19 protein-coding genes and 2 pseudogenes are annotated in these 19,115 nt (G+C 71.0%); 5 read left to right on the top strand and 16 right to left on the bottom strand.

Going from position 1 to position 19,115, the window contains the following annotated elements:
• Positions 1-95: 95 nt before the first annotated feature.
• The 3 genes from ACIPSE_RS39690 to ACIPSE_RS39680 form a co-directional block, all read right to left on the bottom strand.
• Positions 96-398, bottom strand: coding sequence for a WhiB family transcriptional regulator (locus ACIPSE_RS39690; protein WP_401673019.1), 303 nt, complete (start codon positions 396-398; stop codon positions 96-98).
• A 52-nt stretch (positions 399-450) separates the two neighbouring features.
• Entirely contained in the window at positions 451-855 is a 405-nt protein-coding gene (locus ACIPSE_RS39685) for an SsgA family sporulation/cell division regulator (protein ID WP_401673016.1), read from the bottom strand.
• A 90-nt stretch (positions 856-945) separates the two neighbouring features.
• On the bottom strand, positions 946-1,560 hold the full coding sequence (locus ACIPSE_RS39680) for a hypothetical protein (protein ID WP_401673013.1): 615 nt from the start codon (positions 1,558-1,560) through the stop codon (positions 946-948).
• 599 nt (positions 1,561-2,159) lie between these two features.
• On the opposite strand from ACIPSE_RS39680, the gene ACIPSE_RS39675 reads away from it, so the two are divergent.
• A complete protein-coding gene (locus ACIPSE_RS39675) occupies positions 2,160-5,015 on the top strand; it encodes a LuxR C-terminal-related transcriptional regulator (protein WP_401673010.1) in 2,856 nt (951 codons plus the stop codon).
• 85 nt (positions 5,016-5,100) lie between these two features.
• On the opposite strand, the gene ACIPSE_RS39670 is transcribed toward ACIPSE_RS39675, so the two are convergent.
• Positions 5,101-5,715, bottom strand: coding sequence for a TetR/AcrR family transcriptional regulator (locus ACIPSE_RS39670; RefSeq protein WP_401673007.1), 615 nt, complete (start codon positions 5,713-5,715; stop codon positions 5,101-5,103).
• A 129-nt stretch (positions 5,716-5,844) separates the two neighbouring features.
• Here ACIPSE_RS39670 and ACIPSE_RS39665 point away from each other — a divergent pair, with 129 nt between their 5' ends.
• Complete coding sequence (locus ACIPSE_RS39665; protein WP_401673004.1) at positions 5,845-6,504, top strand: response regulator; 660 nt, start codon at positions 5,845-5,847, stop codon at positions 6,502-6,504.
• A 78-nt stretch (positions 6,505-6,582) separates the two neighbouring features.
• Here ACIPSE_RS39665 and ACIPSE_RS39660 read toward each other — a convergent pair whose 3' ends face one another.
• The gene (locus tag ACIPSE_RS39660; RefSeq protein WP_401673002.1) at positions 6,583-6,948 is read right to left on the bottom strand and encodes a response regulator transcription factor; all 366 of its coding nucleotides are present in this window, start codon (positions 6,946-6,948) and stop codon (positions 6,583-6,585) included.
• A gap of 247 nt (positions 6,949-7,195) precedes the next feature.
• Here ACIPSE_RS39660 and ACIPSE_RS39655 point away from each other — a divergent pair, with 247 nt between their 5' ends.
• The gene (locus ACIPSE_RS39655) at positions 7,196-7,648 is read left to right on the top strand and encodes a hypothetical protein (protein WP_401672999.1); all 453 of its coding nucleotides are present in this window, start codon (positions 7,196-7,198) and stop codon (positions 7,646-7,648) included.
• Between the two features lie 286 nt (positions 7,649-7,934).
• A pseudogene (locus ACIPSE_RS39650) lies at positions 7,935-8,649 on the top strand (transposase).
• Here ACIPSE_RS39650 and ACIPSE_RS39645 read toward each other — a convergent pair.
• A complete protein-coding gene (locus ACIPSE_RS39645) occupies positions 8,615-8,968 on the bottom strand; it encodes a DUF2750 domain-containing protein (protein ID WP_401672996.1) in 354 nt (117 codons plus the stop codon). The pseudogene ACIPSE_RS39650 and the gene ACIPSE_RS39645 overlap by 35 nt on opposite strands.
• Positions 8,969-9,379: 411 nt before the next feature.
• On the opposite strand from ACIPSE_RS39645, the gene ACIPSE_RS39640 reads away from it, so the two are divergent.
• Positions 9,380-10,462 (top strand): ScyD/ScyE family protein, encoded by a 1,083-nt coding sequence (locus tag ACIPSE_RS39640; RefSeq protein WP_401672995.1) that lies wholly within the window; start codon positions 9,380-9,382, stop codon positions 10,460-10,462.
• Here the strand turns inward: ACIPSE_RS39640 and ACIPSE_RS39635 are convergent.
• The 10 genes and pseudogenes from ACIPSE_RS39635 to ACIPSE_RS39590 form a co-directional block, all read right to left on the bottom strand.
• Positions 10,456-10,623, bottom strand: coding sequence for a hypothetical protein (locus tag ACIPSE_RS39635; RefSeq protein WP_401672992.1), 168 nt, complete (start codon positions 10,621-10,623; stop codon positions 10,456-10,458). The genes ACIPSE_RS39640 and ACIPSE_RS39635 overlap by 7 nt on opposite strands.
• A gap of 174 nt (positions 10,624-10,797) precedes the next feature.
• Positions 10,798-11,196, bottom strand: a complete 399-nt coding sequence (locus ACIPSE_RS39630) for a maleylpyruvate isomerase N-terminal domain-containing protein (protein ID WP_401672990.1) — start codon at positions 11,194-11,196, stop codon at positions 10,798-10,800.
• 118 nt (positions 11,197-11,314) lie between these two features.
• Entirely contained in the window at positions 11,315-11,455 is a 141-nt protein-coding gene (locus ACIPSE_RS39625) for a hypothetical protein (protein ID WP_401672987.1), read from the bottom strand.
• A 137-nt stretch (positions 11,456-11,592) separates the two neighbouring features.
• Positions 11,593-11,906, bottom strand: a pseudogene (locus ACIPSE_RS39620) (transposase).
• Positions 11,907-11,962: 56 nt separating this feature from the next.
• Positions 11,963-13,567, bottom strand: coding sequence for an MDR family MFS transporter (locus ACIPSE_RS39615; RefSeq protein WP_401672984.1), 1,605 nt, complete (start codon positions 13,565-13,567; stop codon positions 11,963-11,965).
• Positions 13,568-13,581: 14 nt separating this feature from the next.
• The gene (locus tag ACIPSE_RS39610; RefSeq protein ID WP_401672981.1) at positions 13,582-14,175 is read right to left on the bottom strand and encodes a MarR family winged helix-turn-helix transcriptional regulator; all 594 of its coding nucleotides are present in this window, start codon (positions 14,173-14,175) and stop codon (positions 13,582-13,584) included.
• A gap of 131 nt (positions 14,176-14,306) precedes the next feature.
• The gene (gene poxB / locus ACIPSE_RS39605) at positions 14,307-16,040 is read right to left on the bottom strand and encodes a ubiquinone-dependent pyruvate dehydrogenase (RefSeq protein WP_401672979.1); all 1,734 of its coding nucleotides are present in this window, start codon (positions 16,038-16,040) and stop codon (positions 14,307-14,309) included.
• Between the two features lie 424 nt (positions 16,041-16,464).
• Positions 16,465-16,644 carry a hypothetical protein gene (locus ACIPSE_RS39600; RefSeq protein WP_401672976.1) on the bottom strand — a complete coding sequence of 60 codons (180 nt, stop codon included), beginning with the start codon at positions 16,642-16,644 and terminating at the stop codon, positions 16,465-16,467.
• A gap of 161 nt (positions 16,645-16,805) precedes the next feature.
• Complete coding sequence (locus ACIPSE_RS39595; RefSeq protein WP_401672974.1) at positions 16,806-18,080, bottom strand: ricin-type beta-trefoil lectin domain protein; 1,275 nt, start codon at positions 18,078-18,080, stop codon at positions 16,806-16,808.
• 223 nt (positions 18,081-18,303) lie between these two features.
• Positions 18,304-19,068, bottom strand: coding sequence for a type VII secretion system-associated protein (locus ACIPSE_RS39590; protein WP_401672972.1), 765 nt, complete (start codon positions 19,066-19,068; stop codon positions 18,304-18,306).
• Positions 19,069-19,115 lie beyond the last annotated feature (47 nt).

Genomic DNA, 19,115 nt, shown 5'->3' with positions numbered 1-19,115 from the left:
ACACCACACCTGGCCCCAACCCACCCACACCGGCACCCGAGCCATCCGCATTCAACGACCCCAACCCGCAGACCCGTAAAGCAACAGCATTGCCTCTAGGCCGCCTCCGCGACACCGGCATCGGCATCGGCGCCGGTGTCCGCGTCCCGCCGTCGGCGTTCGGCGTCGGACAGTCCGCCCCAGACGCCGTAACTCTCCCCGTGTGCCAGGGCCGTGGCCGCGCAGACGTCGACGACCGGGCAGCGCCCGCAGATGCTGCGGGCCCGCTCCTCGCGAGCGAGGCGCGCACGGCCTCGCTCCCCCGGCGGCGAGAAGAACACGGAGCTGTTCATGCCGCGGCAGGCGGCGCTTTGCTGCCACTGCCAGTCGCTCGACAGGGGGCGCAGGGTGTTTCGCATGGGGTTCCTCTTCTTCCACGGTGGTCTTTGCACGGCGGTGGACCCGCCGAGGTCACTCCGCGAGCTGGACCAGCTCGTCCCAGTCCACGCCGTCCAGTTCGGCGCCCTGCGGGACCATCGCGTAGGTCCGCTCCAGCCAGTCGGTGACCGGCTCGGTGGGAATCTCGAACAGCGCCGTGCGGGCGCCGCCCACCCGGAGGCAGAAGGAGTCCGACTCACCGTCGTGATCGAGCAGCGGCCACAGCACCACGTCGCCGTCGCCCTCACGGGCGATCAGGCCGTCGGCCAGCAGATCGCGGGACAGGATCCAGGTCACCGGCCGCACGCCCTCGGTGTCGAGCACCAGGGTCACGGCGAGCGGGTCCTGGGGGTCGTAGGTGAACTCGCAGGACAGCGGCACATCGATCTCGGGGATCACCCAGTGTGTGATCTCCAGTGCGAGCCGGCTCTTCGTCATGGTCGCCTCCTATGGCTCGGCCGGTTCGGCCGACGTGAATACGTGGTGGTCGTGCTTCCGTGCTTCCGTGCTTCCGTGCCCGGGCAGCGCTCAGCCGAGGGAGCGCAGGGCCCGGGGATGTCGTCGTGCGGCGGCGAGTGCCTCGAACGCCGAGGTCGCCACCAGTACGCAGCCGCCGACGCGGGCCAGCTGACCCAGGGACGCGAAGGGGAACGCGGTCATGAACAGCCCTGCCGAGACGATCACCGCGTTCAGGACGTCGTCGTAGACGAAGACCTGACGGACCGACGGCGAGGTGACGGAGACGGCCATCGTCAGTCCGCGCAGCAGCCAGCCGCAGCCGGTCCACAGAGCGAGCAGGAACACGGTGTCCGCCCGTCCGTCGAAGAGCACCGCGCCCAGCACCAGCGCGGCGACACCTCCGGCGGACAGCAGCCCGCGGACCGCCGACGACGCGTGGCACGCGCTGACCGCCAGCAGCTGGAGCACTCCCTGGACCGCCATGTGCACCCCGAACAGCGCCCCGGCCAGCGCCAGGGTGTCCACCCGGGCGACGATCAGCACAGCGCCCACACCGGCGGAGACCAGCGAACCCGCCAGCATCGTCGTCCTGGTGAGGGCGGCACCAGGGCGGGCGGGCACACGGACACCGGCGCGGGGCAGAGGGCGAAGGACCTCGTCGCGAGGTGTTTCCAGCTGTGCCATGTCCGGTTCCCGTTCGTCGGCCACGGATGTGCGATGCACCGTGGCGTTCTCGTCCTGTCGGTCGAACTCATATGTTTCCGTGAGGCGTTCGGTCCGGGCGCTCGGCGCGACCGCGGTCCCGGCATCGTGTTTCCTGGAACACGCTCGTCCCCCGCCGCTCCTCGCCCCTGGGGACAGGGCCGGACAGATGCGGGAACCCCCCGGATACAAGCGCCAAGTCTCGGAGCGGGCCGCATCAGGGTCTGTCGTGCGCTCCCTCGCCCTTGCTCGGGGCTGCCCCGGCCCGGTGTAGGGCACACCCCACCCCGCCGCGGGCACAAGCCCCTTGACCTGCGGCGCGGTACCGGTGCGGAGCGGTCCGTCCCGGGGGCGACGAGGACCGGGGACCGCTGGAAACGGCCCGGGAACACCCCCGACCCTAGGGTTGTCCCCACACCGCCCGTCTGGCGCGCCCCCCCGGCACCGCTCCGGTGTCCTTGACAGCCGCCGTCCTCGGCAAGCAGACATCCTGAGTGCTGACCGACACACATCAGGTGCGACGGCGGACGTCACGACACATGTGTGTGTTCGCGGCGGCACACGGACCACTGGAGGCTGCCTTGATCCGGGCGACCGGCATCCCCCCGACGACGTACGGCACCGCCCACCCGGCGCCCGAGGCGCTCGCCCGGGGGCACGGCCTCCCGCGGGACCGGCTGCTGCGCCGGTTGCCGGGGCTCGTCCACCGCGGCGAGGGTGGCGTGGTGTGGGTCGAAGGGCCCGCCGACGTCGGGAAGTCCCACCTGCTGGCCCGCACCGTCGAGGAAGCGGTCCTGGCCGGGGCCGTGCCGCTGACCGGGAGCGGGATCGCCGGAGGAGGTGCGGCACCGCTGGCTCCCCTCCTCGATGCTCTCGGGGCTCTCCGGCAGACACCCGCCGCCGCACAAACCGGCGAGCCGGACCCACCGCACCAGCCGCGCTCCCCGTACGAACTGCTGCGCCATGTCGAGGACGGCCTGCGCGAACTGGCGCACGACCGGCCGGTCCTCGTCGTCCTCGACGACGTGCACCACTGCGACACCCTCACCCTGCTCGCGGTCCGCACACTCACCGCCCGACTGGCCGCACTGCCCCTGCTGTGGGTGCTCGCCGCACGCTCCCACCCCGACACGCCGCCCGTGGAGTCCCTGCGCCGCGACCTGCTGACCGGGTCCGCGGCCGGCGTCGACCTCACAGCCCTGCCACCGGAGACGGTGCGACTGCTCGTGCGGGACCTGTTGGGACCGCGGGCACACGAGGCCGAGCCGTACCTCCCCCTGCTCGGCGGACTGCCGGGCGCCGTACGCCATCTGTGCGCGCTGCTCGGCTCCAGGACGGCGACGGTGCGGGAGCAGGAGGCGGACAGCACTGCCTTGGGCGAGGCCGTCGCCGCCCGCAGGCTCGATCGGCTGACCCGGCCTGCCGCGGAACTGGCGCTCACCGCCGCCGTGGTGGACGACCGTCTCGGCGTGCGGCACCTGGCGCGGATGCTGGACCGCGCGGAGCCCGCCCTGCTGCGCCCCCTGCGGGAGGTGCTGGCGGCGGGACTCATGCGGGCCGAACAGGATCACCTCGCCTTCACCCACCCGTCGGTGCGTGCCGCCGTCGCCGCCACCCTGCCCCCGCCCCTGCGGCTGTCCCTGCGCCGCCGCTCGCTCGACCTGCGGCTCGCGGAGGGCGTACCCGCCACGGACCTCGCGGCCGAGATCGCCGAACTGGCCGGGCCCGGCGACGAACACGCCATCCGCGTCCTGACGAGCGCCGCCCAGGAGGCCGCGCCCCTCGCGCCGGCGACGGGCGCGGCCCATCTGCGCCGCGCGATGGAACTGGCCGGGCCCGCCACACCCCGGCGGATCCGGCTGGCGGCCCGGCTGGTGCCGCTGCTGTGGGAGACGGGGAGGCCCGGTGAGGCCCGTGCCCTGGCCCGCGAGGTGCTGCGGACCCCGCCGGACGCCGGCACACACGCCTGGACGTGTCTCGAACTGGCCCGCATGGGCGGGCCGTTCCCGGTTCCCCAGGCGGAGGCCCAACTGCGCCGGGCCCTGCACCACGATGACGTCCCGCAGCCGGTGAAGGACCAACTGCTGTCGACGACCCTGCTGAACCGGCTCCTCGCGGGCGAGACCGACGAGGCCGGCGGGACGGTCGCCGGGGCCCTGCTGCGCACCCGGGACCTCCATCCGCTCGGCGACCTGACACGCCGCACCCTCCGGTCGATGAGCGCCTGCCACCGGCAGCTGTGGAGTGTGGCGCTCGAACGCAGCGCTCCGGTGCCGGCGAAGGCCGCCGAGCTGGACCCGTCGTACGGCCCCACGCTGCCCGAGGTGGTGGTGTCGACTGCGTGGCGGGCCGCGCTGCTGGGCCTGGCGGGCGACAGCCGGGGTGCCACCGAACTGGTGGAGAACGGGCTGGCGGAGGCGGAGGCACGGGGCCGCCGGGCGTACGTGCCCCTGTGGCGCACGGCGCGGGCCCGGCTGCTGCTGGACGCGGGCAGGCCGGCGGAGGCGGCACGGGAACTGGCGGCGGCCGGGCCCGGCCCGCATCTGCCGGGGATGTCCGCCGCGAACGAGGCGGCCCTGGTGTGCGCCCGCGCCCGGACGGCCTTCCACACCGGCGACGACGGTGAACTGGCGGCGTGCGCGGCCCGCGCGGAGGACTGTCTCGCGAGCGAGGAGCGGCAGTTGCGGCGGGCCGGGGCATGGGTCGCGGTCCTGGTCGCCCTGTACCGGGAGGAGCCCCTGCCCCGGCGGCGGTTGGACGGCGCCCTCGCCCACGTGCGGCGCGGTTTCCTCCACGCGACGTGTGTCGATGCCGGGGACGTCGTCCTGCTGACGGCGGCGGCACTGGCTGCCGGGGAGCGTGAAGTGGCCGCCGCGGCGGTGGAGTTCGCGGAGGAGAGGGCCCGGCTCAACCCCGGGCTGCCGTTGTTCGCCGCCGCCACGGCGCATACGCGGGGTCTGCACACGGGCGACGCGGAGCTGCTGGTCCGGGCGGCCCGACACTACGGTGACGCACGCCCTCTGCTGCGGGCCCGCGCGCTGGAGGACGCCGGTGAGCGGGCCGCCGCGGACGACGCCGGTACGGCCCGGACCTGCTTCGAGGAGGCACTGGCGGTGTACGCCGGGTGCGGGGCTGGTCATGACGTGCGACGGGTGCGGAACAGGCTGCGCGGGCTCGGTGCCCGGCCCCTGTCCACCGCCGGTGCGGCCTCCGCTTCGGGCACGGAGTGGCGTGGGCTGACCCGTTCGGAGCTCGGGGTGGTGCGGTTGATCGCCCACGGCGCCACCAACCGCGAGGCCGCCGAGCGGCTCTTCGTGTCCCCGCACACCGTGAACACCCATCTGCGGCACGCCTTCGAGAAGCTGGGGGTCCGCTCCCGGGTCCAACTGGCCCGCCTGTACGCGCGGGAGGTCGACACGAACGAGGCGGCCGCCTGAACGGGACGGCGGCGCGCGTCCCGCCGGGACAGGTGTACGCGGCCGTGGAGGCGCCCAACGGCTTTGGTGTCCCCCGTGACAGCGGCTAGCCGGCGGTGTCCCGCGGACCGGAGCCGGGTTCGGCTCCGGCTGTGTCGGTGAGGGGGCGGAGCATGGCGGTCAGCAGCTCCGCGACGTCGTCGTCGGCGGCCTCGGCGAGCGCGGTGGCGCCCACCACGGTCCGCAGCAGCCAGGTACCGGCGACCAGCGCCAGCCCGAGCTGGGCCCGCACCTCCGCATCGGCCCCCTCCAGCAGCCCGGCCAGTCGCGTACCCACATGTGTCTCGATGCCCCGGCGCAGCGCGTCCACCGCCTCCGGGTCTTGCGCCGAGCGCAGCAGCAGCAGAAACGGGTCGAGCCGGTCGGCGGCCGGCCCGGTGCGCTCGGCCAGGGTGTGCGCGATCGTCTCCGGCAGCTCACGGCGCTCGGCACCGACCACCGTCGGCGGCGCGAAGGCGCGGTCCACGGCCTCCGCGAACAGCCGGTCCTTCGAACCGAAGTAACGGTTGATCATCATCGCCGTCACCCCCGCGCGCTCGGCGATCTGCCGTACTCCGGCCCGCGCGTAGCCGTGCTCGGTGAACTCCACCACCGCCGCCGCGAGAATCGCCTCGCGGGTCGCGGCACCGTCACGCTTACGGGGAGGTCGCACAGCATCCATGCCCTGGAGCATACGTGGGGCTGGCACCGGGTCCGGCACGTGTGGCCAGGGCGTCGACACCCCGAGCGGTCCGCGGGCCGTCGTGTCCGGCGGGTACGGTACATACCTTTGTAGTACTACGATGCCGTCATGAGCCAACCAGTGCGGGCGGTGCTCGGCGAGGACCAGCCGTTCATGCGCGAGGGCATCGCGGCGATCCTGCGCCAGGCCGGCATCGACGTGGTCGAGGCCGCCGACAACGCGGTGGACCTCGTTCGCGCCGCCGAGGAGCACCGCCCCGACGTGGTGATCACCGACATACGGATGCCACCGGACCTGGAGGCGGACGGTCTGCGGGCCGCGCAGAAGATCCGCGCCGCCCAACCGGAGACCGCTGTCATCGTGCTCTCCCAGTTCCTGGACGCCTCCTACGCGCTCGACCTGGTCGGGGACGACCCGAGCGGGGTCGGTTATCTCCTCAAGGAGAAGGTGGCGAGTCCGCAGATCCTCATCGACGCCATCGAGCGGGTCCTGGCCCGTGACTCGGCCCTGGATCCCGACGTGATCGCGGCGCTGCTCGGGCGCAAGCGTCCGGAGGACCCACTGGCCGCGCTCACCCCCAAGGAGCGGGAGGTCCTGGCGCTGATGGCGGAGGGTCATTCCAACACGGGGATCTCCGAGCAGCTCTTCGTGAGCGTCGCCGCCGTGGAGCGGCACGTGACCGGCATCTTCCTGAAGCTGAGGCTCAGCCAGTCGGCCACCGGGCAGCACCGGCGCGTCCTGGCCGTGCTGCGCTACCTCGGTCAGTAGACCGCGGACGGTCAGTGGACCGTTCGTGGACGGTCGGCGGACCCGCGCGTGGTCAGGGGCTCGCCGACGGGCCGTTTCTCACGAGGCCGCGGGGGCGAACATGCCCTTCAGATCGGCGTCGAACAACTTGTCCTTGGGCACGAAGGACTCGATGCCAGCCCGGTCCAGCTCCTCCTGCGACCAGAACGACTTGTCGGTCGAGGTCAGCACGATCCGCGGCGGGCTGTCCTCCGCGGCGACCCGCCGCGCCACGGTGAGTCCGTCCACGTCGGGCAGGTGCAGATCGAGCAGCAGCCCGTCGGGCCGATGTGCCCGCACCGCGGCCAGGGCCGAGGCGCCGTCCTGGGACTCCGCCACGACACGCAGGCCCCGTGCCGTCAGCAGCGTCGTGGCGATGCGGCGGAACCCAGGGTCGTCGTCCACGACGACGATGTTGATGCACATGCTCCCAGCATGCCGAACGGCCTCGCGGCGGGACCATAGGGGGAGCCCTACGGTTTGTGTATCGCTCACGCAAAGGAAAACCCATCCCGGTGCGGGCGGACCGCGGAAGGCATGTGGCGGAGGCCCCACACCCCGGGCCGGAAGATCTGGGGCGCGCTCCATCGATCCGGATGCCCGCGCGAGAGACATTGGACCAGGACCGGCTCGACGACCCCGCCCGGGCCCTGACCCGCTCTGGAGTCGTGACATGCCGCGTGTACCGAGGATCCCGTGGACCTGGACGGTGGTGGCGGCGGTCGCGGCCTGGCTGGCCCTGGTGTGCGGCTGCCTGCTGACACCGAGCTCTCCCGCCCCGGCTCCGGGGGCGTCCGACGTCGACGCCCTGCGGGCCGCAGCGATCAGCGCTGTGCGCCGCCAGGAGCCTGGGGCCTTCCAGCGGCTGTTCGCGCCCGGCACCGCGGGCACCGGCTACGCGGACCGGTACTTCGCGGAGCTCTTCGCGGCCCCGGCCACCGGTCTGCGCCTCGACCTGGAGATTCGCGAGGACCTGCGGTTCCTCGTCCTGCGCGGCGGCCGTCCCGACGGTGGCGGAACCCTGTGCGACGCCTGGCCGGTCCAGGAATCCGGCGACCGCAGCGTCCTCAGCGCGGTGCCGCCGCTCGGGGGCCCGTGCGACGCCCCGGAATCTCCGCGGACCTAGGACGAGGGGATCGCCGTAGGACGGAGTCCCCCGCGATCCCGCCGTACGACGGAGTCCCCCGCTGTCCGTCGTACGGCGATCCCCCGCCCGGGTCAGGAACCGGGCGCCGGGCGGACGGCGGTGCCGTCGGCCGGGCCGGAGGTGTCGGGGACGTCAAAGGGCTCGGAGGTGCCCGGGGCACCGGTATCACCGTGGGCCCGCGCGGCCACGGCGTCAGCCGCCCGTTCCGACTGTCCCAACCGGACCGCCTTACAGCGGCTGACACAATGAGGTGGATCAGTCCTGGCTGCCGTTTCCAGGACGGGGGTTGAGCGTTCGGTCCGGTGTGAGGAAGTCGCCGTGGATCGTGTCGGATGAACTGTGGGACCGTCTGGAGCCGCTGCTGCCGCAGCGTGAGCGCAGGTTCCGGTATCCAGGTCGCAAGCCGTTGCCGGACCGGGCGGTGCTGTGCTGTGCTGTGCTGTGCTGTGCTGTGCGGGATCTTGTATGCGCTGCACACCGGGATCCAGTGGGAGTACATGCCGCAGAACCTCGGCTTCGGCTCCGGCATGACGTGTTGGCGCAGGCTGCGGGACTGGAGCGAGGCTGGCGTCTGGCAGCGGTTGCACGAGGTCCTGCTGGCCGAACTGAACGCGGCCGCACGTCTGGACCGGTCCCGCTGTGTGGTCGACTCCTCCCACGTCAGGGCGCTTCGGGCATCCCCGCTGCAAACCGGACTCGCTGTTCGCGGATCGCGGGTACGACCACGACATCTACCGCGACCAGGTCCGCGCCCGAGGCATCGTGCCCGCGATCGCCCGCCGCGGCACCCTGCACGGCACCGGACTGGGCACCTACCGCTGGGGCTGGAGAGGAGTTCTGCCTGGCTGCACGGCTTCCGACGACTACGCATCCGATGGGAACGACGAGCCGACATCCACGAAGCATTCCTCAAACTCGCCTGCTGCCTGATCACCCACCGACAACTCAGGTCATTGTGTGAGCCGCCGACAGCCGGTTGAGAACTTCGTCGGGGGTGAAGCTCCAGCCGACCAGGCGCGCCCCGCTCCAGTTGATGCCGATCACGAGTCCATCCCGGGCGGCGTCGGGCAGTACGTGATCGCACCAGGTGTCCAGGGGCATGGACTCAACGCGGAGTCCATGCCCCCAGATCTTTGCTGCCCTCTGGGCGCGGGGTGAGGTCGACCAGAAGGGAAGACTTCGCGTGCCGTCCGCAGAGAGGTGTGTCGGGCATCCGTTGTCATCCCGGACAAGCCAGACCACGCTGCTCTGGCGGACGTCTCGGAAGAATGCCGCCGATTGCGAACCGCTCTGACTCATGGCCACCGAGCCTACCGCTCCCCAACGCTCATTTCGTTAGGGGTTGTTGGTTGAGAGAGGCAGGAAGAAGATTCTCCTTGCCTATTCTTTTGTCGTCGCGAGACCTCTCCTCTATATGGGCGGCACGCATTCCGCTCGCCTGGTGGCGGAGTTTCGGGAGATCGCCGGGCCTGTGGCCCGCGCCGGAGGTGACCCCCTCAGGAGGGAACTTACTCGTGGCTGACCTGTTCTCTTTTGTTCTCGCCCCCGACAGTGGTGTCAAGGCTTTCTGGAGAGCCGCTAGAGACGGACAGCAGACGGATTCGATCTGCTCGATTTTCTGCTCCCAACTCCCTTACGGTGACAGTGCGTTAGGCCATCCGCTTTCCCGAATGGTGCGGAGCGCGCAAGGGGAATAGGAGCGATGAAGGAATGTCGAATCCACGCAGGAGCCTCACCAGAACCATCATCGCGGCAACGGCCTGTGTCGTCGCCGCGCCCCTGGCCACCGCCGGGGTCGCCGGCGCTGCGACGACCGGGGCCGATGCCGCCACCGCGACGACCATCGAGGTGGTCGCCTCCGGTCTGAAGAACCCCCGTGACGTCACCGCGCTGCCGGACGGCAGCCTGCTCGTGGCCGAGTCGGGCGAGGGCCTGCCGGGCTGCGCCGTCGGCTCGGTGTGCCTGGGCGATACGGGCTCGGTCTACAAGGTCAAGGGCTCGTGGCAGGGTCGCGTCGTCACCGGTCTGCCGTCCTACGGTCCGGGTGTCGCGCCCGGAAACGCCGTCTACGCCATCGGTCCGGCGAACGTCCTGCCGGACCCCAAGGGCGGCTACCTCGTCCTGTACTCGGGCGGCTTCGACGCCGCTGGCCGCGCCGCGCTCGGCCCCGCCGGCGCACCGCTGGGCACCCTCTCGCGCACCCGGGACGGCTCGGTCGTCGCGGACTACGTCGCCCTGGAGACGCAGTCGAACCCCGATGGCCGCGAGGTGTACTCCAACCCGTGGAAGGTGCTGCGCAGCGGAGGCGGCTACCTCGTCACGGACGCGGGCGCCAACACCCTGCTCCGCACGGCGGGCGGGACCACGTCCACCGAGTTCGTGATGCCCTTGAACGAGAACGACCGTGACGGTGTGCCCACCGGCATCGTCAAGGGTTCCGACGGCAAGCTCTACATCGCTGGCCTCGGCGTCTACGCGGGCCAGTCCCGTATCTACAAGGTCGGCGCCAATGGTCCCGAACTCTGGGTCGACGGCCTGACCAACGTGGTCGACCTCGCCGTCGCCCCGAACGGCGACCTGATCGCCCTGACGTACACGCCCGGCTACGTGGGGGACCCGCCGCAGCCGAGCAAGGTCCTCAAGATAGACCCCGACACCGCCGAGGTCACCGAAATCCCCACCGGCGACCGTCTGATCATGGGCGCGGGTCTGGACGTCGACAAAAACGGCCGGATCGTCATCGTCGACAACGCCCGCAACACCGATGGTGAGTTGTTGCGTCTGACCTACTGACCCGGTCCCCGCTCCGCATGCAGCGAGCCCGCCGCAGCGCGTCCGTCGCGTGGTGGCGGGCTCGTGGTGTCGGTGTCCGTCGCGGTCACGGCGACCAGCAGTGCCAGGTCGGCGATGGCCAGGACGAGCAGCAGCCGTATACGGGCAGGGCTCCAGGACATGGTGTGACTCCCCTCGCTCGGCGGTTCATACGAGGGGAGAAGCCCTCCGCGTTCACACGTTCCCTGGCGGGGCGCCCTGGTCCTCCGGCTCCCATGCGCGGAGCAGGTCGAGGAGTGCGTGGTCGCCTTCGGTCCGCAGGAATTCCGACGGGATGCGGTCGTCGAGGCAGAGGATCAGTTCACCGGCCGTGCCCCGGACGGAGACGCCGGGAGGGTCAGGGCCTCGGCGCCGGTGTCCGTGGACAGTCGTTCGGATCGTGCGCCGTCGGCCTCGACGGCGAAGCGCCAGGAAGGGCCCTCGATGGCGTGGAAGTCGAAGGCGGTGGGCTTGTGCGGCCAGGCGGACGTCGTCGCGCAGCAGGTGGAGAGGAACTCGTCGGCCCCGTCGAACGCCACGTCCTCGGGCAACGGTCGCGGGTCGTCCAGGGTGACCCGCATGTCGTAGGTGTGCACCGTGGTCTCCTGGACCCGGTGCCGGGCGACGGCGGCGGCGTTCCGCGGGGACTGCGAGGCACCCCACCACGTCCAGCAGCAGCCCTCCGGACCCGCCTCCCGCAAGCTCCACGCCGCCACCGGCTCGAAGTCCGACCCCGTCGCCGCTGCCGCGGTCGCCCACAATGCGATCGCTACCCCCGGCCTGGACTGCCACCGCATCGACGACCGCGTGCGCGAGCTGCGCGTGCTGGTCGACTCACGGGTCTTTCGGGCGGTGCGCGGTGTTCCACCAGGTCGTCCACGCCAGCAGGGCGGACTTGCCCGCCCAGGGGGCGGCCTGCCACCACACGTACGGGCCACGGCGCTCGTCCAGACAGAAATCGGCGAGTTCAGCCAACTCTGCTTCTCAGTCACGTAGTTCCCGTGGGCTGAACCGTTTGACTTGCCATCGGTAGGTCGAACGGACGGGTTCCCGCGGGGCGGGCCGTGGACGATTGATGTTCACATGGACGTCGCGGTTGACCCGCCCGATACTCAGGCCGGTTTCCTCCCCGGAGGAGCGCTGCGGTCGGCCGGCGATTCGTGCAACCGCTGCCAGGCGCCCGCGTCGTTCCAGTCACGCAGGCGCCGCCAGCAGGTCATACCGGAGCCGAAGCCCAGCTCCTGGGGCAAGAACTCCCACGAATACCGGTGTACAGCACGAACAGAATGCCCCACAGCACCTTCCGGTCGTCCAGACGCTTGCGCCCGGGGTGATCCGTGCGGCGCGGCACAACCGGCAGCAACGGCTCGATCCGCTCCCGCAGCCCATCCGGCACGATCCACGGCGGCTGCTCACCCCTTCTCATATCTAGGCTAACAACCCATCAGACACCAACGTTCCAAGGCTAGTTACAGCATTCTGTTAGGAGTTCTTAGTCGCCTGGGCCGCCTGGACCAGGCCGCTGGAGGCGCGCAGCGGGACCTCCTTGATGAACAGGGTGACCAGCAGCGAGAGCAGGGCGACGGGGGCGGCGTACAGGAAGATGTCGCCGATGGCGTGTCCGTAGGCGCCCTCCAGCCAGGTGCGGACCGGGGCGGGCAGCAGTGCCAGGTCGGGCAGTTCGCCGCTTCCGGAGGTCCGCGCCGCGGTCGCCCGGTCCTGCGGGCCGAGCTGGGTGATGGTCTCGCGCGCGTAGTGGGCGATGCGGGTGGTGAGGACAGAGCCGAGCACCGAGACACCCACCGCGCCGCCGAGGGAGCGGAAGAAGGTCACCGTGGAGGAGGCGGCGCCCAGGTCGCTCGGGGCCACCTGGTTCTGCGTGCACAGCACCAGGTTCTGGAGGGTCATGCCGACGCCGAGACCCATCAGCACCATGCACAGGGCGATGAACAGGTACGAGGTGTCGTGGCGGAGCATGCCGAGCAGGGCCAGGCCCGCCGTGAGGAGCACGCCGCCCGTCAGCAGCCAGCCCTTCCACTTCCCGGTGCGGGTGATGATCCGGCCGGAGACGGTGGAGGCCACGAACAGGCCGGCGATGAACGGGATCGTCATGACGCCCGACCTCGTCGGGGAGTCCCCGCGGGCCAGTTGGAAGTACTGGCTGAAGAAGACGGTGCCCGCGAACAGGGCGACACCGGAGAACAGTGAGGCGACGGAGGCGAGGGCGATGGTGCGGTTGCGGAACAGCCGCAGCGGGATGATGGGTTCGTCGACCTTCGTCTCGACGTAGAGGAACACGAGCGTCAGCACGAGCGAGGCGCCGACCAGCGTGTACGTCTGCCAGGACAGCCAGGCGTACTTGTCGTCGGCGAAGGTGACCCAGATGAGCAGGGAGCAGACGGCCGCGGTGACGAAGAAGGCGCCCGCCCAGTCGACCTTGACCGCTCGCCTGGTCACCGGCAGGTTCAGGGTCCGCTGGAGCACGACCAGGGCGACGAGCGCGAAGGGGATACCGACGAACAGACACCAGCGCCAGCCGAGCCAGCTGGTGTCGGTGATGACACCGCCGAGCAGCGGGCCGCCGACGGTGGCGACGGCGAAGGTCGCGCCGAGGTAGCCGGAGTACCGGCCGCGTTCCCGCGGGGAGATCATCGCGGCCAGGACGACCTGCGAGAGCGCGGACAGGCCGCCGCCGCCCAGGCCCTGGATGACGCGGGCGGTGATCAGTGTGGCGGGGTTCGGCGCGAGACCGGCGACCAGGGACCCGACGGAGAAGACGACCAGGGCCGACTGGACCAGGATCTTCTTGCTGAACTGGTCCGCGAGCTTGCCCCACAGGGGCGTGGAGGCGGTCACCGCCAGCAGGGAGGAGGTGACGACCCAGGTGTAGGCGCTCTGGCCGCCGCCGAGGTCGCCGATGATCCTGGGCAGCGCGTTGGTGACGACGGTCGAGGACAGGATGGCGCAGAACAGGCCGAGCAGCAGTCCCGACAGCGCCCGCATGATCTGCGGGTGTGTCATCGGCACGGCGCTCTCTCCGGGGTGGGCCTGTGGGGCCCGCGCGCCGGTACTCGGGGTGGTGGTCATCGGGTTACTCGTCCTTACGTGGTGACTGCGGGGGTACGGGGGAGGGTGGAGGTGTCCGCGGGCCGGCCGGCGGGGATGTCCGGGAGTGGGCTGGCGGGGATGTCCGGGGGTGGGTCGGCGTCGGCGAGCGGCTCCGCGTCCGTGTCGGCGAGTGGCTTCGCCCCGGTGTCCCGTTCGGGGCACAGGTCGTCGAAGCTCGCGCGGAGCCGGGACAACAGCCCGGTCAGGAGGCGGACGTCGTCGTCGCTCCAGTCGTTCAGCCGCAGGGCCAGCAACCGCGCGCTGCGGTCGGCCAGTTCGGCGAGTCCGGTGCGGCCCTCGGAGGTCAGGCGCAGAATGCGCGAGCGCCGGTCCGCGGGGTCGGGGGTGCGGTCGATCCAGCCGCGGGCGGCGAGGTGTGCGACATGGCGGCTGGTGACGGACATGTCGACGGCGAGGAGTTCGGAGAGTCTGCCGATGCGCAGGTCGCCGTCGCGGTCGAGCAGGGCCAGCACCAGGGCGGTTCCGCTGGAGCAGCCGTCCGGGAGGCTTCGGTCCAGTTGACGTCGGACGGCGCCGACGGCGCTCAGCCGGCTCATCAGCTCCTCGTACTGAGCTCTGTCGGCCACATCCGCCTCCATTTCATTGCTCTAGGCAACCATGCTGCATTCGGTTGCCTTGGGCAAACTTTCAGGTGTGAAGTGTGCTCTAAGACACGTGTGCCAGATCGATCAGGTGTCCAGGCGCACACCCATGTGCGTCAGCGCAGGATGCGGCGGGCGACATTGGTGGTCACCAGGTCGAGCAGCTCCTCGCCCCGGCCGGACAGGACCGTACGGATCGCGTAGAGGGTGAAGCCCTTGGCCTGCTCCACCGAGACCGCCGGCGGCACGGACAGCTCCTGGCGCGCCGTCATCACCTCGACCAGCGCCGGGCCCTCATGGGCGAAGGCACCCTTGAGGGCCTCCTCCAGATCGCCGGGCCGCTCCACCCTGCGGGCCCACAGTCCGATCGCCGCGGCGACCTCGGCGAGCTGCGGATTGTCCAGCTCGGTGGCGTAGTTGACGATGCCGGCCGCCTTCATCTCCAGTTCGACGAAATTGAGCGAGCCGTTGTTGAAGACCACGATCTTGGCGGGCAGCCGGTTCTGCCGCAGGGTGAACAGCTCGCCGAGCAGCATGGTCAGCCCGCCGTCGCCGGACAGCGAGACCACCTGGCGGCCCGGGTACGCCGCCTGCGCGCCCACCGCGTGCGGCAGGGCGTTGGCCATCGTGCCGTGGTTGAACGAACCGATCAGCCTGCGCCGCCCGTTGAACGTCAGATAGCGGGCCGCCCACACCACCGGGGAGCCGACGTCCACCGTGAACACAGCATCCTCGGCCGCGAGCCGGTCCAGGGTGCTCGCCACGAACTGCGGGTGGATCGGGGTGCGTTCGCGGTCGTTGACGGCGAGCGAGTCCAGCGACCTGCGGGTGCGGGCGTAGTGGGCGAGGGCGTCGTCGAGGTGTCCGCGCGCGCTCTTGACGCTCAGCAGCGGCAGCAGCGCGGGCAGGGTGTCGCGGACGCTGCCGACCAGCGGCAGGTCGACACGGGTGCGGCGGCCGATCTGCTCGCCGCGCAGGTCGAGCTGGATGACCTTCGCGTCCCGCGGATAGAACTGCCGGTAGGGGAAGTCGGTCCCCAGCATCAGCAGGGTGTCGGCGCTCTCGATCGCCTTGTAGCCGGAGGCGAAGCCGAGCAGCCCGGTCATCCCGACGTCATAGGGGTTGTCGTACTCGACGTACTCCTTGCCGCGCAGGGCGTGCACGACGGGTGCCTTGAGGGTCTCGGCGAGCCGTACCAGGTCGTCGTGGGCTCCGGCCGCGCCCGCGCCCGCGAGGATCGTCACCCGCTTCGCGTCGTTCAGCAGCGCGGCGGCCTCACGCAGGGACTCGGCGTCCGGGCGGACGACGGTCCGGGCCGGGCGCACCACCGTGGGGGCCAGGTCGCGGGGCGTCTTGCCGAGGAAGACCTCGCCGGGTACGACGACGACGGCGACGCCCTTGCGTTCGACGGCCGCCCGCATCGCCGTCTCCAGGATGCGGGGTCCGTGCTCGGGGCTGGTGACGGTCTCCGCGTAGACGCTGCAGTCCGCGAACAGCTCCTGCGGGCGGGTCTCCTGGAAGTAGCCGGAGCCGATCTCGGCGCCCGGGATCTGGGCGGCTATGGCGAGGACCGGCACCCGGCTGCGCTGGGCGTCGAAGAGCCCGTTGATCAGATGCAGGTTGCCCGGTCCGCAGCTGCCGACGCAGACGGTGAGCTCGCCGGTCAGTCCGGCCTCGGCGGCCGCGGCCAGGGCGGCGCTCTCCTCGTGCCGCACATGGACCCAGTCGACCTGGTCGTCGCGGCGGATGGCGTCCGTCAGGCCGTTGAGCGAGTCGCCGGGCAGTCCGTACAGACGGCGCACGCCGGAGTCCCTGAGCGAGGCGATGACGTGCTCGGCGAAGGTGGTCATACGGGTGCCTTTCATCGGTCGGGACGGCGTGTGTCCAGCCTCCCGGCACCGACATTGCGCACACATCCGTCGAATGACTGTGTATCCGGCACCGATGCGTCCCGGGCGTCTGGGTCGGACGACTGCCCGATTCCGCCCCCTCCTGCTCGGCACCGGACATCGCACCCGCGGAGATACGTGTCGACCAGGCCGGGTACGTGACCGGGAAGAAGAAGTACGCCCACGTCATGGGAGAGGGGGCGCGTCGACGGAGGCCGGTTTCACGGTGCTCGACGAGCGCGCCGCACCGTCCTGCGCGGCGCGCCGGGCCCTTCGGCCGGCTCCTGGGCATCCTGGACGACGTGGCCGCCCGGCAGACGGTCGAACCGGCGGACGACTACGGCGACCGCCCTGCTCGCGCTCTCCCTCACCGCGGACGCGGCGGTCACAGCACGGCGCTGAGGAAGGTGACGGCGGCCAGCCGCCGGGTCCGGCGGGTGTGCTCCTCCGCCTGGCGGTCCGGCTCCCGTCGGTCGTTGCAGTTCACCCGGCGCAGGAGCTCCGCCATGGCCTCCTGCTCCTTGCCCAGACGGCCGGGGAAGAGGGGGTACTCATACGTGTTCATGACCTGTCCCTTTCGGGCGTGGACCGGTCCGGTCGGCCGACCGGACCACAGTCAGCCTGCCCCCGAGATCATCACCTGTCAAGGCGGTGACGAATGCGGTGCACGAGAAAGGGTGCCGGCTCCTGGACGGAGTACCGGCACCCTGTGCTCGTCGGAGCCGCCTACGGTGTGCGGGTGCTCCACTTCTGGTTGGGGGTTCCCCCACATGTCCACAGCTGAAGGTTCGCACCGTTGGCGGTGCTCTTGTTCTTCACGTCGACACACTTGCTGCCGGACTGCGGGTTGGTCAGGTCGTGCGACGAGTTCAGCCGGAACTGCTGGGCACCGGAGCCGTTGCACGTCGTCCAGTTGATGAGGGCGCCGTTCGCCGTCGAACCACCACTGACGTTCATGCACTTGCCCTCGGACCGCACGGTGCCGTCGACGAACGTCCACCGCTGGTAGGACTCGTCGTAGCAGTCCCAGATGACCAGCTTGGAACCGACGGCCGCACCAGGGCTGTTGGCGATGCCGATGCAGCGACCGGAGGCGTGGCTGTAGATCCACACGCCGCCGGACGAGGTCTGGCTCTGCGGCGTCGACTTGACGGTGGTGTCCGAGGACGTCCCCGAGCCGGTCGAGGTGGAGCCGGAACCCGAGCTCGAACCCGAGCTTGAACCCGAGCCGGAGGCGGAGCTCGAACCCGAGCCCGAACCCGAGCTCGTGGTGGTCGTCTTGCCGCCCGTCGAGGACTTCTTGCCACCGGAGGAATTACCCGACTCGGGGGTCAGCGTGACCGTCATGGACTTGCCGTCCGGGCCGGTGGTGACGACGACCTTCGGGTCCTTCTTGCCGGGGGCCTTGGACACGTGCGGCGACGGCGACTCCGAACCGACCACGCCGGGAGCCGCCCCGGCCAGGCCGCCCAGCACGGTGCCCGGGGTGGCTGCCGATTTCGCGGACGACTTTTCCTCGTCGCCGTTGCCGCCGCTGATCAGGAACGGCACGGAGACCAGAAGCACGCCGAGGATGGCGGCTCCGGCCAGCAGGCTCTTGTGCGGTCGGCCCGGTGCGGCCTCGGTCGTCGCCTTGGCGGGACCGTCGGCGGTGTCGTCGGACGCGGCGGTCTGGTCCGTGGCGGCGACGGCTTCGGCGGTGCCCGTGGTCGCCGTGGACGTGGCCGCCGTGGACGTGTCGGAGGACTCCGCCGTCTCGGCCTCCTCGGACGCCGCTTCCGGTTCGGCCTTCGCCTCGGGTTCGGGCTCGGGCTCGGGCTCAGCCATGGCGGAGGGCACGGCGGATGCCCTGGGGGACGCCGCCGCGGTCAGGATGCGTTCCGCCGTGGTGGCAGCGGACTCCTGCCCCTCCTCGGCTTCGCCGGCACCCTCCGCCTCGGCCTGTGCGGTGGCGACGGCCGTCGACTCCTCGGGAGAGTCATTGGGTCTGGAAGTCGTCATGACACCTTTCCGGTGGGGTGGGTGTGACATACGTACGACACTCAGGTGTGAGAGAACGGGCAGATCAACCCGGTGTGCCGATCGCCGGCGGACGCCGGGTGCCGTGCCCACGGTGTTCAGTCGCTGATTCTAGGACGGTACCAAGGCTACAAAGGTTGCTGGATGTCAGCCGGTTGAGATACCTACCACGACACACATCTGTGTCGACAGCGATGCGACATGTTCACCTGCCGCCGCCACCGCTCAGAATGCTGACGAGATAGTCCTGACGGGAGAGCTCAGGTGTGGCCTCGACGGCAACCTCGTCCTCGGCCTCGCTCTCGGCCTCGCTCTCGGCCTCGTTCTCCGCTGGACGGACATCGGATTCCGGCTCGGTCTCCGGCTCGGAGTCGGGCTCGGTCTCCGCCATGGCCTGTTCAGCCGGCGGCACGACCAACTGTGCGGGAGCGACGGTCATGCTGACGGCGCCCGCGGGGTTCACAAAGAGCTGTGTGCCTTCGGCGAGTTCCCGGACCAGGTCTCGGACCAGGACCTCGGCCGAGGCGTAACGCCCGCCCGCCCGGAGCTGCGGCACGGAGGTGAAGACCGGAACGACCGGGGCACCGTCCGGACCGCGCGCCTCGACAGGACGCCCGTCGGGTGCGAGCAGCACACTGACCTCGGCCCCGGCCAGCAGACGGAAGACGTCCTCCTCGGGCCCGTACCCGGTGGCCGCGCGCTGGATCGCGTCGTCGACCGGATCGGTGGGGTCCGGCCAGCCGTTCGCGCTCGGCGAGGGGCGGTAGTCGTCGTTGGGCTGCCACTCCACCACCTCGCCGTCGGCGTCGGACCGGTACCGGCCGACCACCGCCCAGTCCGGCGGCGCGTCCTCACCACGCCAGGCGGGATCGACCATGCCGAACCAGTGATCGGGGGCCGCACGGGCGGCCTGTGCGATCCGCGACGGCACTTCGCCCACCGACGGCTTCGGTACGGACACATCGCTCATGTGGTGGGGCCTTTCAGGGTGGGGAGGCGTCCGACGGGCATCGCTCA

The organism is Streptomyces sp. NPDC090106, assembly GCF_044747265.1.
GTDB lineage: Bacteria > Actinomycetota > Actinomycetes > Streptomycetales > Streptomycetaceae > Streptomyces.
This window is presented reverse-complemented; position numbering and strand designations above follow the sequence as displayed.

What these genes read in the sequence shown, in the direction of transcription:
- ACIPSE_RS39690 (WP_401673019.1), bottom strand. Translation starts at nt 398, where the DNA reads ATGCGAAACACCCTGCGCCCCCTGTCGAGCGACTGGCAGTGGCAGCAA.
- ACIPSE_RS39685 (WP_401673016.1), bottom strand. Translation starts at nt 855, where the DNA reads ATGACGAAGAGCCGGCTCGCACTGGAGATCACACACTGGGTGATCCCC.
- ACIPSE_RS39680 (WP_401673013.1), bottom strand. Translation starts at nt 1,560, where the DNA reads ATGGCACAGCTGGAAACACCTCGCGACGAGGTCCTTCGCCCTCTGCCC.
- ACIPSE_RS39670 (WP_401673007.1), bottom strand. Translation starts at nt 5,715, where the DNA reads ATGGATGCTGTGCGACCTCCCCGTAAGCGTGACGGTGCCGCGACCCGC.
- ACIPSE_RS39665 (WP_401673004.1), top strand. Translation starts at nt 5,845, where the DNA reads ATGAGCCAACCAGTGCGGGCGGTGCTCGGCGAGGACCAGCCGTTCATG.
- ACIPSE_RS39660 (WP_401673002.1), bottom strand. Translation starts at nt 6,948, where the DNA reads ATGTGCATCAACATCGTCGTCGTGGACGACGACCCTGGGTTCCGCCGC.
- ACIPSE_RS39655 (WP_401672999.1), top strand. Translation starts at nt 7,196, where the DNA reads ATGCCGCGTGTACCGAGGATCCCGTGGACCTGGACGGTGGTGGCGGCG.
- ACIPSE_RS39645 (WP_401672996.1), bottom strand. Translation starts at nt 8,968, where the DNA reads ATGAGTCAGAGCGGTTCGCAATCGGCGGCATTCTTCCGAGACGTCCGC.
- ACIPSE_RS39640 (WP_401672995.1), top strand. Translation starts at nt 9,380, where the DNA reads ATGTCGAATCCACGCAGGAGCCTCACCAGAACCATCATCGCGGCAACG.
- ACIPSE_RS39635 (WP_401672992.1), bottom strand. Translation starts at nt 10,623, where the DNA reads ATGTCCTGGAGCCCTGCCCGTATACGGCTGCTGCTCGTCCTGGCCATC.
- ACIPSE_RS39615 (WP_401672984.1), bottom strand. Translation starts at nt 13,567, where the DNA reads ATGACCACCACCCCGAGTACCGGCGCGCGGGCCCCACAGGCCCACCCC.
- poxB (WP_401672979.1), bottom strand. Translation starts at nt 16,040, where the DNA reads ATGACCACCTTCGCCGAGCACGTCATCGCCTCGCTCAGGGACTCCGGC.
- ACIPSE_RS39600 (WP_401672976.1), bottom strand. Translation starts at nt 16,644, where the DNA reads ATGAACACGTATGAGTACCCCCTCTTCCCCGGCCGTCTGGGCAAGGAG.
- ACIPSE_RS39595 (WP_401672974.1), bottom strand. Translation starts at nt 18,080, where the DNA reads ATGACGACTTCCAGACCCAATGACTCTCCCGAGGAGTCGACGGCCGTC.
- ACIPSE_RS39590 (WP_401672972.1), bottom strand. Translation starts at nt 19,068, where the DNA reads ATGAGCGATGTGTCCGTACCGAAGCCGTCGGTGGGCGAAGTGCCGTCG.